Source organism: bacterium (assembly GCA_021372615.1).
In the GTDB taxonomy this organism is placed as follows: domain Bacteria; phylum Armatimonadota; class Zipacnadia; order Zipacnadales; family UBA11051; genus JAJFUB01.
The window spans coordinates 1-14,436 of sequence record JAJFUB010000039.1 but is presented as its reverse complement, the minus strand read 5'-3'; the positions used below and the strand labels follow the sequence as shown (position 1 = coordinate 14,436).

The window sequence follows — 14,436 nt, the reverse complement described above, 5'->3', positions numbered from 1 at the left end:
CGGCGCGCCCCGCGGCGCCCTTCTATCGCACATGAAGCCATCTCCGCACACCCTCATAGCCGTACTCCTCATGCTGCTGCCAGCGTTGGGCATGGCCCAGACGGGCACCGAAGGCGTGACGCTGACCGTCAACGGGCGGCCGACCGACACCGCCCAGGCCGCCCTCGTCGCCGAGGACAGCCTGTTCGTCTCTACCGAGGTGCTGGCGACCGACCTGGGGGTCCAGGTGCAGGTCGAGAAGGGCCTCTGGCGGCTGGCGTACTACGACCATACGTGGCTGGTGCGCACGGGGGAACGCACCCTCCGACACGACGACCGTGAGGAGCAGAGCGCCCTGGCGCCGCTGCAGCGGGGCGAACAGCTCTTCGTGCCCCTGGCGCTGTTGAGCCAGACGCTGCAACTGGTGGTGACCCACGACGGGGAGAAGTGGGCGCTTCAGTCTCCGTGCGCGAACCTGCTGCAGGTGCGCCAGGGCGCCCACGAGGACCGCGTGCGGTTTGTGTTCGACCTCGCCGCTCCGGCTGGCTACCGGCTCTACCAGGAGCCCGGGAAGGTCGTGCTGGAGATGCCGGTGGCGGCGGATCAGCCGGAGGTCCTGCGCCTGCACCAGTTCGAGGAGGCGCTCGCGCCGCAGGTCACGGAGTCGGTGCAGAAGGGCTTCCTGCGCATCGCGATCAGCCACGAGAGCCCCGAGCCGCCGCAGTTCTTCACCCTGGGCGACCCGGCGCGCATCGTCGTGGACCTGTTGCGCGAGACGCCCACGCCCCCGCCGGTGGTGGAGAAGCCGCGCCCGGTGCGCCCGACCTCCGGCGACATCTGGCAGGCCTGCCAGTTCACCGGCTCGAAGGGCCCGGTGCGCGGGTTCGTGATCCGCTTCAACCCGGCCACGAGCAAGTGGGCGCTCCGGCCGGCTCTGGCCGGCTCAACCATCATGCGGCGGCGCACGGTGTCCCGCATCGCGGCCGACAACGGGGCCTACGCGGCCATCAATGGGGGCTTTTTCGCCTCGCAAGGGCCGCCGCTGGGGCTACTCGTGATTGACGGCGAGTGGATCAAGGCGCCGCTGTTCAACCGCGCGGTGCTGGGCATCACCCGCGATGGGAAGTACCAGATCGCCAACGTGGACTTCGACGGTCAGGCGCTGTTTGAGGGGCTCGGGATGCTGCCCCTGGACCGCATCAATGAAGGCCACGTAACCGACGAGTCGGTCATTGCCTTCACGGGGCGCTGGGGGCCACTGGTGGTCGGGGCACCCGACAAGGTGCGCCTGGCTGTCAATGCCGATGGTCTCGTGAGCGCGGTCTACCCGCAGAACGTGGATGCGCCCATCCCGCAGGGGGGCTATGTCCTGTCCGGCAACGGGCGGCGGGCGCAGACGCTCGCCGGGGTGGCACAGGGCACGAAAGTGCAACTGCGCCTGCAGACGACGCCGCGGTGGCCGGACCTGTGGGAGGCGCTCGGAGGCGGGCCGCTGCTGGTGTCGCAGGGGCAGATCGCGGTCAACGGCCACGCCGAGCGCTTCCGGGCTGACGTGACCAACGGTTGCCGCCCGCGGTCTGCGGTGGGCCTCACGGCCGGGGGCGAGGTGCTGCTGGTCGCGGTGGAGGAACCGGGAATGACGCTGCGCGAGCTGGCCGGGGTGATGGCGAAGCTCGGGGCCCGGACCGCCATGAACCTCGACGGCGGCGGCTCCAGCGCCATCGTGGTGAACGGCCGGCTGCTCAACTCCCCCAGCGATGGGGGCGAGCGGGCCGTGTCCAATGCGCTGCTGGTGGTGAAGCGCTGAGCGGGAGGAGTTTTCCCCCTCTGCAGGTGGAATTCAGTTCGCGGGGAATAGTTGACATTTGCGGCCGCCGTTCGCGAGCCGCTCCGGCGCTGTCGCCGTGCGACGCGACCGCCGAGACTGTTCGATGAGGGTGACTTAGATGGCGATTGTCGATTCGCAGACGGGAAGTACGCGGAGGGACTTCTCGCTCGACGAGCTGGCGGACCAGGCTCGGCAGATGCGCTGCTGGAACATGATGGCCATCACCGCTGCCGGGTCCGGGCACAGCGGTGGCACGCTGTCCATCATGGATGTGGCCGCGGCCCTATACCTCAAACACGCGAAGCACGACCCGCGCAACCCGGAGTGGCCTGACCGCGACCGAATCCTCTGGTCCACCGGCCACAAGGCGCCGGCCCTGTACGTGGCTCTGGCCTTCGCGGGGTACTTCGACGACCGCAAAGTGACCTTCAACGGCGAGCCGGTGCCGGGCCTCGAGAACGTGTCCGGCATTGAGCAGACCGTGCTGCTGCGGCGGCTGGGGTCGGGCTTCGAAGGGCACCCGAACCGGTTCAAGGTACCGGGGGTGGAGTTGTCCTCCGGCTCGCTGGGACAGGGCTTCGGCGTGGCGCAGGGCTGTGCCATGAACGCCAAGCTGGACGGCAAGAGCTACCGGGTCTACGCGCTTCTGGGTGACGGAGAGCTGGATGAGGGCTCGATGTGGGAGACGGCGATGGCGGCGGCCCACTACAAACTGGATAACCTGTGCGCCATCGTGGACCGCAACCAGTTGCAGATTGACGGGACCACGACCGAGGTCATGGAAGTTGCGCCCGTGAAGGAGAAGTTTGAGGCCTTCGGTTGGCACGTGCTGGAGATTGACGGCCACGACATGGAGCAGATCCTCAAGGCCCTGGCCAGGGCCGAGACGGTCAAAGACAAGCCCACCTGCATCATCGCCCACACGATCAAGGGCAAAGGGGTCGGTTTCTGCGAGAACGTGTGCGGCTATCACGGCGTGCCGCCCAAGGACGGCCTCAAGGAGGGCGCCGAGTCCATCTTTGCCTGCGTGGACTGTCTCGACGCCGAGGAGGAGATGTCCCGGGAGCGCATCGCGCAGCTCATGGGCATCGTCGAGAAGTATCAGGCCTTCGTGGATGCCAAGGTAGATGGCATGATGCCGAAGTTCGGCCGGGACTACTGGTGGAACAAGGCCGCCGACATGCACTGCAAGATGGACGCCACCCGCAACGGCTTCGGCTGGGGCGCGGCCAAGCTCAGCGGCCGGGACGATGTGGTGGGCTTTGGCGCCGACATCACCTCTTCCATCCGGATGGACTACTTCTTCAAGCCCGATGGCAAGACTACGGACGAGGAGCGCCTCAAGCGCTTCTTCAGCATGGGCATCCAGGAACAAAACATGACGGTGGTGGCTGCCGGGTTCGCCAAGGAAGGCAAGATCGGCTGGATCGGCTCGTACGGCGTGTTCATCACCGGCCGGAACTGGGACCAGCTCCGCACGACCTGCGCGTACAACGACTACAACGTCAAAGTCGCCGACGCCCATGGCGGCATCTCGGTGGGGCCTGACGGGGCGACCCACCAGGCGCTGGAGGAGATCAGCGTCGTCACCTGCATCCCCCGGTTCCACATGATCGTGCCGTGCGACTCCAAGGAAGCCGAGAAGGCCACGCTGGCCATCGCCGAGGTCCCGGGACCGGGCGTCGTGCGTTTCGCCCGTGAGGCCACGCCGCTGGTCACCAACGACGGCACACCGTTCGAGTACGGCCAGGCGAACGTCATCCGCTTCCGCGGGGCGCAGGAGAACTTCGCCGACGCCTTTGAGACGGTCCTGGCCTCAGACTACAAGGCCGAAAACGAGGCCCTTGCGATCATCGCCTGCGGTCCGATGGTGCCTGAGGCCATGCGCGCGGCCTACATCCTCAAGGAGGAGCGGGGGATCGAGACCCGCATCGTCAACGTGCACACGGTCAAGCCAATTGACCGGGCTGCGATCCTGGCGGCAGCCAACGACTGCGGGATCATCGTCACCGCCGAGGAGCACCAGGTCGGCGGCTTCGGCAACCTCGTTGCCGGCGTCATCGCCCAGGGCGATGTGGCGCGGCCGGTCAAGCTCCGCATGGTTGGCGTCCAGGACACCTTCGGCGAGTCCGGGCAGCCGTGGGAACTGATGAAGTTCTTCGGCCTGACGGGCGAGCATATCGCCGCCAAGGCGCTGGAGATCCTGTAGGCCGCGTAGTGGCGCGATTCATCGCGCCGTGGCCGTCGCTGGGCGCGATCAATCGCGCCACTACGAGACGCCCGATGCGCTACGAGATACTGGATCACACGGCCGACCAGGCGATCCGCGCCAGCGGGCAGGACCTGCGCGAGCTCATCGAGAACGCGGCGGCGGGGATGGTGGCCCTGCTGTACGGCGGGCGGCCGCCGGCGGCGGAGCACGAAGTCGGAGTGTCGGTCGCCGCAGAAGGGGCTGAACTGGTCTTGCACCACGCCCTCCGGGAGCTGCTGTACCTGCTGGAGGATGAGGGGCTGGCGCCGGTAACCGTGCGGGTCGTGGCGGCTGATGCGGAGGGGGCGAAGCTGCAGGTCGGGGTCGTGCCGAGGGCCCAGGCGGAGCCCGCTTTGCGGGCGCTCCTGAAGGCCGTGACGCGGCACGGGCTGCAGATTCAGCGTTCCGAGGGTACTTCGAGCGTCACCATTGTGTTCGATGTTTGACGGAGAACCTCGGCCGTATCCTTGACTCCGTATGAGTCATGGGGTAACATACCCGACTGACTGGGCGCTGCCATAGTGCGGCGCTTCATTCCGTTTGTACGCGCGGGACGGCAGCCCCCCGCGCGTCATTGCCCGGTCCGTTCGGGCGAAGGGGTCGGGCTGTCGGAAGGGCCGCACGCAACCAGCGCCTGTTGGCAATCCCGGTGCGGTCCCCGGGCTTGCTCCGTAACTGGACTTCGGCATTCGGCGAGCCACCCATGGATTACCGCAAGACGCTCAACTTGCTGCAGACCGACTTCCCACTCAAGGGGAACCTGCCCCGGCGCGAGCCCGAGATTCTCAAGCTGTGGAACGAGTGGGACATCTACCGCCTGGTGCGAGAGAACCGCCAGGGCGCGCCGAAGTACGTCCTGCACGACGGCCCGCCCTACGCCAACGGGAACATCCACCTGGGGCAGGCGCTCAACAAGATCCTCAAAGACATCACCATCAAGTACAAGACGATGCGCGGCTACGACTGCCCGTACGTGCCCGGCTGGGACACCCAGGGCCTGCCGACCGAGCAGAGCGTCGCGCGCGAGTACGACATTGACCGCCACAGCCTCCCGCCGCTGCAGTGGCGCGCCAAGTGCCGCGAGCTGGCCCTGCGCTACGTGGACCTGCAGCGCGAGCAGTTCAAGCGGCTGGGCGTGCGCGGCGACTGGGAGAACCCGTACCTGACGCTCAAGCCGCAGTACCAGGCCCGGCAGATCGAGGCCTTCGCCAAGATCGCGCTGCGCGGCCTGGTGTACCGGCGCGAGCGGCCGGTCTACTGGTGCTACACCTGCGAGACGGCCCTGGCCGAGGACGAGATCGAGTACGCGACCAAGGATAGCCCCTCGATCTACGTGACCTTCAAGGTGCCGGAGGCGGGGCGAGTGTTCCCCGAGCTGCCCGCCGGGGCGACCGCCGAGGCCGTCATCTGGACCACGACGCCATGGACGCTGCCGGGCAACACGGCCACGGCGCTCAGCCCCCGGGACACGTACGTGCTGGCCCGGTCGGGGGATCGCTACTTCATCCTGGCGCAGGCCCTGGCGGCCAGAACCGCGGCGGACTGCGGCCTGGGCGAACTGGAGGTCCTGGCGACCCGTCCGGGGGCGGACCTGGAGGGCCTGGTGGCGGTGCACCCGCTGTACGGCCGCCCGTCGCCGTTCGTGCTGGCCGAGTATGTCGAGATGGAGTCGGGCACGGGCCTGGTGCACACCGCTCCGGGGCATGGGCTGGAGGACTTCGAGACGGCGCTGCGGTATGACCTGCCGGTCATCAGCCCGGTGGACGACCTGGGGCGCTTCACCGCTGAGGCGGGGGAGGCCCTCGAAGGCAAGGTCGTGGACCAGGCCAACGGCACAGTCATCACGCTGCTGGAGCAAGCCGGGGCGCTGCTGAGCGCCGGGACCATCGCTCACGAGTATCCCCACTGCTGGCGCTGCCACCTGCCGGTCATCTACCGCGCCACCAAGCAGTGGTTCATGGACATTGACGCCGTGCGGCAGGCGGCGCTGGACGAGATCGGCAAGGCCAAATGGGTGCCGGCGTGGGGCGAGAGCCGCATCGCCGGCATGGTGCAGGCGCGGCCGGACTGGTGCATCTCGCGCCAGCGCGTGTGGGGCGTGCCGATCCCGGTGTTCTACTGTGCCGACTGTGGCGAGACGCTGCTGACCGAGGGGAGCACGAACTTCGTGCGCGACCTGGTCGCCGAGCACGGGGCGGATGTGTGGTTCGAGCGCGACCCGGCGGACCTGCTGCCCCCGGGAACCGTCTGCGGCAAGTGCGGCGGGGCGAACCTGGTCAAAGAGCCGGACATCATGTCGGTGTGGTTCGACTCGGGGGTCACGCACTACTGCGTGCTGGACACGTACCCCGAACTCACCAACCCGGCGGATCTGTACCTTGAGGGCGACGACCAGTACCAGTGCTGGTTCCAGACCTCGCTGTGGGCGGCGGTGGCGCTGGGGCGCCCGGCGCCCTTCAAGACGGTCGTCGGCCACGCTTTCTTTGTGGACGAGACCGGGCACAAGCTGTCCAAGAGCAAGGGGAACATCATTGATCCCCGGGAGATCTATGACACGTACGGCGCCGACGTGCTGCGCATGTGGTTCACGTACGCGGACTTCCGGCGCAAGATGTATGCGGCCGAGAGCATCTACGAGCAGGTAGCGGACGCCTACAAGAAGATCCGCTTCACCTGCCGATTCATGCTGCAGAACCTGGGCGACTTCGACCCGGCGACCGACTATGTGCCCCTGCGCGAGCGCAGCCAGGCCGACTGGTGGGCCATCCGGGCCCTGGTGAAGTACACTCAGGAAGTCACCGAGGCCTTCGACACCTGGGACCTGCACCTGTTCTACCACCGCGTGCATGCCTTCTGCGTGAACGAACTCAGCTCGGAGTACTTCGAGGCCGTCAAGGACACGCTGTATACCGAGCAGCCGAACTTCAAGCTGCGCCGCGACACGCAGAGCACGCTGTGGGATGTGCTGCTGGTGCTCACCAGGCTCATCGCCCCGGTGCTCACCTTCACCTCCGAGGAAGTCTGGCAGCACTGCCGGAAGATTGACCCGCGGCTCCCGTGCTCGGTGCAACTGGCCGACTGGCCCGACGCCTCGGCGATGGACCCCGGCGAGCCCGACGCGGAGGTCTGGTCGGCATACTCGGCGACGCGCGACGCCATGTTCCGGGCGCTGGAGGCGGCCAAGCAGGCAGGGGTCTGCGAGAACCCGCGCGAGGCCGTCGCCGACGTGTATGCCGAGGAGGGTGCACTCGCGGGCCTGCAGCGGTTCGACCGCCCGCTGGCGCAGCACCTGGGCGTGTCTCTCGTGCGCCTGCACGCGATGGCCGAGAAGCCGGCCGACGTGACCGACGACGGCGGCGTGGCTGTGGCCGTGCAGCGGAGCAGCGACCCCAAGTGCGAGCGCTGCTGGATGCTCCTGCCCTCGGTGGGCGAGGACGCCGACCACCCGACGCTGTGCGCCCGCTGCGCGGCGAACGTGCGGGCGCTGACAACGTAATATCACCCGCGGACCTGCCGCATGCAACACAACAGGAGGACTTCTCCGTGGCTCAGAAACGTAAGCTGGACACCAAGAAGTACCGTGAAGCTCTGGAGGCCGAACGCGAGCGTCTGCTCGACCAGATCCGCCGCATCGAGGACCGCACTGCCGGCCGCGATCGTCTGGACTCGCAGATCTCCGCCGAGGACTTCGACGAGCCCGGCGGCGACGCGGCCTCCGATACCCTCGAGCGCACGCAGGCCATGGCCATCGGGGAGAACTTCCGCGACATGCTGGCCTACGTCGAGCATGCGCTGGGGAAGATGGACAAGGGCACGTACGGACAGTGCGATTCGTGCGGCAAGAACATAGCCAAAGCGCGCCTGGATTTCCTGCCCTGGGCTGCGATGTGCGCTGACTGCCGCAAGCGTCTGGCGGGCTAATGAGCTGCCTGAACGGCGAGCAAGACAGTGAGGGGGGTAGCCAGGGGCGGCTGCCGGGCTGGCTCCTGGTCGTCTTGGCCGGCGTTGTGGTGGGGATTGACCAGCTCACCAAGTGGTTGGTGATTTCGCATCTGCAGCGGGGGGAGTTCATCCGTGTGTGTTCGTTCGTGAAGATCAGGCACACGGACAACACCGGCATCGCCTTCGGTCTGTGGGCCGACGGGGGCCGGGCGTTGCCCCTGCTGGCGGCCGCGTGCATCGTGCTCCTCCTGCTGTGGGGCAGCCGCTACGCGCGCCAGAGCGGCGTGGTTGGTTGGTCCCTGGCGCTGCTGGTCGGGGGGGCGCTGGGCAACATGGTGGACCGCATCCGCGTGGGGCGCGTGACGGACTTCATTGATGTCAGCTTCTGGCCGGTCTTCAACTTCGCCGATGCCTGCGTGGTGATCGGGGCGCTGCTGCTACTGATGCATGGCCTGTTCCTGCACAAGCCCGCAAGCTGTGCCGAGGTGGCCGACGAGTCGGTGGTCGGTGAGGAGGGCCCCTAGTGCGTCCGGAGCTGCTGTCCCTAGGCCCGTGGAGCCCGGTGGTGCTCCCGGTGGTCATTGTCGTCGCCTATGCCCTCGTCCTGGCGTGGCTGTGGGGGGAACGGCGCTGGGCCAACGGCAAGCCGATCACCGTCCAGCGCGCCCTCGTCGCCCTGCTGCCCGCAGTGGCCGTGGGCGTGGTCGTGTTCCTCCTCGTCAATCACTTCGGTCCCGTCAAGATCAAGGCGTGGGGCACCATGCTGGTGCTGGCTTTCGCCGCGGGCACGGTCTACATGGCCCGCTCGGGCGCCCGGGATGTCATCGCCCCAGCGGAGTGCCTGGACCTGTCGCTGTATGCGCTGATCGGCGCGATCCTGGGGGCGCGCGTGGTGTTTGTGGCGCTGGACTGGGGCCACTACGCCGGGCACACGGACAAGCTGCTGAATGTCTGGGAGGGGGGCCTGTCCTTCCACGGCGGGCTGCTGGGGGCCGTGCTGGCCGGGCTGCTCTTTGCACACCGGCGGCACAAGTCGTTTCCCGCCTTGACCGATGTCACCGCGCCGGGCATCGCGCTGGGGTATGCCATCACACGGATCGGCTGCTTCCTCAACGGCTGCTGCCACGGGCATGAGTGCCACCTGCCGTGGGCGATGCAGTTCCCGTACGGGGACATGCCCCACGTTCCGGTCCATCCGACGCAGCTCTACGCCTTTGTGTCCTCTCTCGCCATCTTCGCTATCTTGCTCAAGTTGCGCGGGAAGCTCCCCCGGCCGGGCCACCTGTTCCTGTCGTACCTGATGCTCTACTCGATCTACCGCTTCCTGGTGGAGTACACGCGCGCCGGGGCGACAGGCAAGCCCATGCCCGGTCTGCCGGCGCTGACCGAAGGCCAGTTGGCCTCCATCCTGATCTTCGCTGCGGCGGGGCTGGTGCTGGCGCTGACGTGGCGCAAGCCCCACGTGGCGACTGCCGAGCCGCCGGCCGAGAAGCCTCCCCGCAAACCACGACCATGAACCGCGCCCGCGAGTTGGTGGTGCCAGGCGATCTGGCCGGACAACGGCTGGACCGTGTGCTGGCGCAACTGCTGCCGGACATGACTCGCAGCGCCCTCCAGCGGCTCATCAAGGACGGGTTGGTCCTGACAGACGGCGCGCCCGTGCGGGCCTCGGACAAGCCTGCCGCCGGGCAGACCATTGTTGTGGGAGCGGTCACCGACCGCGACCCGTCGGGGTCGGTGACCCCTCCCACAACGCCACGGCCCTACGCACCCCAGCCCGAGAGCATCCCCCTGGACATCGCATACGAAGACGAGCATCTGCTGGTGGTCAACAAGCCCGCCAAGATGGTCGTCCATCCGGCGCGGGGCCACGGGGACGGGACGCTCGTGAACGCCCTGCTGGCGCACTGTCGCCTGAGTGCCGGCAGCGGTGACATCCGCCCGGGGATCGTCCACCGGCTCGATCGGCATACCTCGGGGCTACTGCTCGTGGCCAAGACCGAGCAGGCGCACGCGGAACTCGCCCGGCAGGTGGAGGCTCACGAGGCGCGGCGGGAGTACCAGGCCCTGGTCTGGGGGCGTCCGGAGCCCGCGGAGGGCACGGTCCGGACCGGCTTCGGGCGTCATCCGCAGCATCGGACGATGATGGCGGTGCAGGAGTGGGGCAGAGGGCGCGAGGCCATCACCCACTACCGCAGCGTCGAGAGCTTCGCCTGGTCGTGGACTGAGGGGGCGGGGGAGCGTCCGCGGCGGCGGCAGGCGGCGCTCGTGGCCTGCGTGCTGGAGACCGGGCGCACCCACCAGATCCGCGTGCACATGCAGCATCTGGGCTGCCCGATCATGCGCGACCCGGTGTATGGCGACCCGGTGCGGGACACAGAGGAGCCGGCCGAGTTGCTGGCGCTGCTCGCGGCCCTGCCGGGCCAGGGGTTGCACGCGGGGCGACTCACGTTCCGACACCCCACCACGGGGAAGGTGTTGGCGCTGGAGGCGGCAGCGCCGCAGGAATTCACCGGCGTGTTGGCGTGGCTGCGGGAGGAGAAGCGTCGTGGGGGCGGGAAGTAGCCCCTGTTCGTCATAGACACACAGAGGGAGTGACTCTCACATGTCCATTCGTCTCGGGTTTATCGGCACCGGCGGTATCGCCCAGGGCCACATGAAGCGCCTGTCGGAGATGGCCGAGGTGCAGATGGCCGGCTATGCCGATGTCGCGCTCGATCGCGCGCAGAAAGCCGCCGCCGACTTCGGCGGGGAAGCCTTCGACGACTACCGCAAGCTGCTCGACAAGGTCAAGCTGGACGGGGTCGTCATCTGTGTGCCCCCGTTCGCGCATGGCGACATCGAGTTCGCCTGCTGTGACCTCGGCCTGCCCATGCTGATCGAGAAGCCGGTAGCCATTGACATGGAGATGGCCAAGCCGATCCTGTCCGCTATCAAGCGTGCCGGCGTGGCCACCGTCGTGGCCTACAAGTACCGCTGGGATGACCATGTGATGAAGGCCAAGGAGATGCTGGCCGACAAGCGCATCGGCCTGGTCTTCGGCAACTTCTGGGGCGGCACACCGGGCGCGCCGTGGTGGCGCGTCCAGGCCCAGTCGGGTGGGCAGTTCGTCGAGCAGACCACGCACATCGTGGACATGGCCCGGTACCTGTGCGGCGACGTCGTCGAAGTGAGCGGGTTCGAGACGCGCCGGGTGATGCACGAAGTGCTGGAGAACTACGACATCGCGGACGCGGCGTCGGCCAACCTGCGCTTCGCCAGCGGCGCCATCGGGAACATCTCGAACACCTCGATCGTAGCCGGCTGGGGGCAGAGTTCCCTGCGCGTCATGGCCCACGAGTTCACGCTACAGGTGGCGGGGCACAACCTGTCGTGGGCGGGCCGGGGCTGTGCCGACGGCGGCGGCGAGTACGCCATGCAGGCTGACGGCTACACGGGCGAGGACAAGGCCTTCGTCGCAGCCTGCCAGGGCGACCGCTCGCTGGCGTTCTCGGACTACGAGGACGCCGCCAAGTCGCTGGCCGTGTCGGTCGCGGTTGCCAAGTCCGCCGAACAGGACGGGGCGGCGGTCAACCCGGCCGATCTGCTGGCCTAGGCCTCCGCACGCGCCTTGCCACCGGGCCCGCAAGCTGGCATAATGGGCCTGGCGGGGCAAACACGACTACGAGCCATGGCAGCCGGTCTCCCCGGCTGCCGTGGCGTATCTTCTGGAGTGCGGGAAGTGACTCTCTTCGGCGACGCTCGGTGCGTGGTGGCGGTCGGCTGGGATTGTGAGATGATCGGGGAGTACGCCGATACCAACCCGACCGGCGTCACGCACGGGCACCTGGATGACCGGGTGCTGCAGTACATGCTGGACCTGGCGGCCCTGGCCGAAGCGGCAGACTTCCGTCTGCAGTACTTCGTCCTGGGGCAGAGCCTTGAGGACCCGGCGGAGGTGTGGCGGGACCTTGCCGCGCGCGGTCATGCCCTGGACCAGCATACGTACAGCCACCTGTCGCTGTTGGCAGACGATGCCGGGGCGGTGTGGCGCGAGGTCGAGGAGACGAACGAAGTGTTCGCGGAGGTGCTCGGGTTCGCTCCGCTGGGGCTGAGGGGGCCGGGCGGCTACCGCGACGGGCTACACGGCCGCGGGGACGTGCAGGAGATGCTCCTGGCAACTGGGCTGCGCTTCGTCAGCAGCCACTACGCCACGAAGGCTCCGACCGGCAAGTACGACGTGGTCGCCGACAAGAACGCATACATGATGATGAAGCACATGCAGCCCCGCCGATACGAGAGCGGGCTGCTGGAGATCCCCCTCAGCGGGTATTCCGACCGGCACTGGTTCGACAGCCAGGGGCGGGACCTGCGCGGGTGGATCAAGCATTTGCACGACTGCCTCGATTTCGCGTATGATATGGGGGGTTTGGTGTACGCACTGGCCCTCCATCCTGATACCCATTCGCGGCACGACCCGGAACTGGCCGCGCTGGCGGCGCTGATCGAGTACGCGCAGCGCAAGCACGAGCCGGTGCGGTTTGTCACCTACCGCGAGGTCGCACAGGCGGCGCTCAACCCGCCGGAGACACTATGATAGGTTTCCGCACCCCATTGCTGCGCCGAGGATGCCATCAGGGCGGCTCTAGTCGGCCCGGGTAACTGCCCGGGCATGCTGAAGGGCGAGGGCTCGTGCCCCGCCCAGACCGCACAGAAGCCTCCGTGACCGGCGGGGTACAAGCCCCCGCCCTACAGAAAGGAACCACCCATGCATCTGGCAAAGCGAATGGAGCGGCTCGGCACCGAGACCGCGTTTGAGGTCCTGGCGCGCGCGAAGCAACTGGAACGCGAAGGTAGGAGCATCGTCCACCTCGAGATCGGCCAGCCCGACTTCGATACCCCCCAGCACATCAAGGACGCGGCCTGCAAGGCGCTGGCCGATGGCGTGACGGGCTACGGCCCGTCGGCGGGCGATCCCGAGCTACGCGAGGTCGTAGCCGAGCACATCAGCACCTCCCGCGGGTTCCCGGTCGCACCCGAGGAAGTCGTCATCGTCCCGGGCGCTAAGCCCATCATCTACTGGGGCATCACGGCCTGCGTGGACGAGGGCGAGGAAGTCATCTACCCGAACCCCGGATTCCCGATCTATGAGTCCATGATCAACTTCGTGGGCGCCAAGCCCGTGCCGATCGCCCTGCGGCAGAAGAACGACTTCCGCCTCGACCCGCAGGAACTGATCTCGCTGGTGACGCCCAAGACCCGCATGATCATCATCAACTCGCCGCAGAACCCCACCGGCGGCGTGCTGGAGATGGAGGACCTGGAGGCCATCGCCGAGGTCGCCATCAAGAACGACATCATCGTCATGAGTGATGAGCCGTACGAGGCGGTGCTCTATGAGGGCACCCACCACAGCATCGCGGCTCTGCCGGGCATGAAGGAGCGGACGATCCTCCTGGACTGCTTCTCCAAGAGCTTCGCGATGACCGGCTGGCGCCTGGGCTACGGCGTGTGCCCCAAGGAAGTCGCCGACGCCATCGGCAAGCTGGAGACGAACTGCAACTCCTGCACGACCGTATTCGTGCAGCGCGCGGGGATCGCGGCTCTGCAGGGCCCCAAGGACGAGTGCGTGAAGATGGTGGCGGAGTTCAAGCGGCGCCGCGACGTGATCGTGGACGGCCTGAACCAGATCAAGGGCTTCGAGTGCCTGCGGCCCAAGGGCGCGTTCTACGTGTTCCCGCAGATCACCGGCACCGGCATTGACTCGCGCACGCTGGCCAAGAAGATCCTCGAAGAGGCCGGTGTGGCGGTCCTGTCCGGCACCGCCTTCGGCGAATACGGGGACGGCCACCTGCGCCTGTCGTACGCCAACTCCGTGGAGAACATCCAGGAGGCGCTGCGGCGCATGGGCGAGTTGCTCAACTAGGACGGAACACCGGGGCGGGGTGTCACTGGGCTGACGCCCCGCCCCACCGCAAGGTGACGACTGTCGTGATTCTCGTGCTGTCTGCCAATGCCGGACTGGACCGGACCTACCTGGTCTCGAACTTCGCCGTGGGGATGTACCACCAGCCGCGGCGCTTCCGGGTGCTGCCGGGTGGCAAGGGCGTGAATGTCGCGCGGGTCCTGCGGCAGTTCGGGAACGACGTCATCATCACCGGATTTGCCGGAGGACACATCGGCGCGGCGCTGACCAGCATGCTCAAGGCCGACGGGATCCGCACGGAGTTCGTGCGCATCGCCGAGGACTCGCGCATCTGTCTGAACATCGTAGACGAGGCGACGCGCTCGCAGACGCAGCTTGACGAGGTGGGGCCGCTGGTTTCACCTGCGGAGCTGGCCCACCTGCGGCAGCAGTGGAGCCGCCTGCTGCCCCATGCGCAGATGGTCGTGATCTCTGGTAGCGCCCCGCGGGGCGTGCCGTTCGACGCCTACGTGGACATGATCTTCAGCGCCA

Annotated in this window: 12 protein-coding genes; all 12 read left to right on the top strand. The window is 67.6% G+C overall.

Annotated elements, in window-relative coordinates; translation table 11 throughout:
• Nucleotides 1–70 precede the first annotated feature (70 nt).
• Nucleotides 71–1,786, top strand: a complete 1,716-nt coding sequence (locus LLH23_06160; GenBank protein ID MCE5238059.1) for a phosphodiester glycosidase family protein — start codon at nt 71–73, stop codon at nt 1,784–1,786.
• A gap of 139 nt (nt 1,787–1,925) precedes the next feature.
• Nucleotides 1,926–4,016, top strand: a complete 2,091-nt coding sequence (locus tag LLH23_06155; GenBank protein MCE5238058.1) for a transketolase — start codon at nt 1,926–1,928, stop codon at nt 4,014–4,016.
• A 74-nt stretch (nt 4,017–4,090) separates the two neighbouring features.
• Nucleotides 4,091–4,504 (top strand): archease, encoded by a 414-nt coding sequence (locus LLH23_06150; protein MCE5238057.1) that lies wholly within the window; start codon nt 4,091–4,093, stop codon nt 4,502–4,504.
• Nucleotides 4,505–4,761: 257 nt separating this feature from the next.
• The gene (gene ileS, locus LLH23_06145) at nt 4,762–7,554 is read left to right on the top strand and encodes an isoleucine--tRNA ligase (protein ID MCE5238056.1); all 2,793 of its coding nucleotides are present in this window, start codon (nt 4,762–4,764) and stop codon (nt 7,552–7,554) included.
• 47 nt (nt 7,555–7,601) lie between these two features.
• Nucleotides 7,602–7,979 carry a TraR/DksA C4-type zinc finger protein gene (locus LLH23_06140; GenBank protein ID MCE5238055.1) on the top strand — a complete coding sequence of 126 codons (378 nt, stop codon included), beginning with the start codon at nt 7,602–7,604 and terminating at the stop codon, nt 7,977–7,979.
• A complete protein-coding gene (lspA, locus tag LLH23_06135; GenBank protein MCE5238054.1) occupies nt 7,979–8,524 on the top strand; it encodes a signal peptidase II in 546 nt (181 codons plus the stop codon). Before LLH23_06140 ends, lspA begins: the two co-directional genes overlap by 1 nt.
• Nucleotides 8,524–9,516 (top strand): prolipoprotein diacylglyceryl transferase, encoded by a 993-nt coding sequence (lgt, locus tag LLH23_06130; protein MCE5238053.1) that lies wholly within the window; start codon nt 8,524–8,526, stop codon nt 9,514–9,516. Before lspA ends, lgt begins: the two co-directional genes overlap by 1 nt.
• A complete protein-coding gene (locus LLH23_06125) occupies nt 9,513–10,565 on the top strand; it encodes an RluA family pseudouridine synthase (GenBank protein MCE5238052.1) in 1,053 nt (350 codons plus the stop codon). Before lgt ends, LLH23_06125 begins: the two co-directional genes overlap by 4 nt.
• 40 nt (nt 10,566–10,605) lie before the next feature.
• Nucleotides 10,606–11,595 (top strand): Gfo/Idh/MocA family oxidoreductase, encoded by a 990-nt coding sequence (locus LLH23_06120; protein ID MCE5238051.1) that lies wholly within the window; start codon nt 10,606–10,608, stop codon nt 11,593–11,595.
• Between the two features lie 126 nt (nt 11,596–11,721).
• Nucleotides 11,722–12,576 carry a polysaccharide deacetylase family protein gene (locus LLH23_06115; GenBank protein MCE5238050.1) on the top strand — a complete coding sequence of 285 codons (855 nt, stop codon included), beginning with the start codon at nt 11,722–11,724 and terminating at the stop codon, nt 12,574–12,576.
• 171 nt (nt 12,577–12,747) lie between these two features.
• Entirely contained in the window at nt 12,748–13,905 is a 1,158-nt protein-coding gene (locus tag LLH23_06110; protein ID MCE5238049.1) for a pyridoxal phosphate-dependent aminotransferase, read from the top strand.
• Between the two features lie 65 nt (nt 13,906–13,970).
• Nucleotides 13,971–14,436, top strand: a 466-nt coding sequence (locus LLH23_06105; GenBank protein MCE5238048.1) for a PfkB family carbohydrate kinase, incomplete at its 3' end; no start/stop codon positions are given.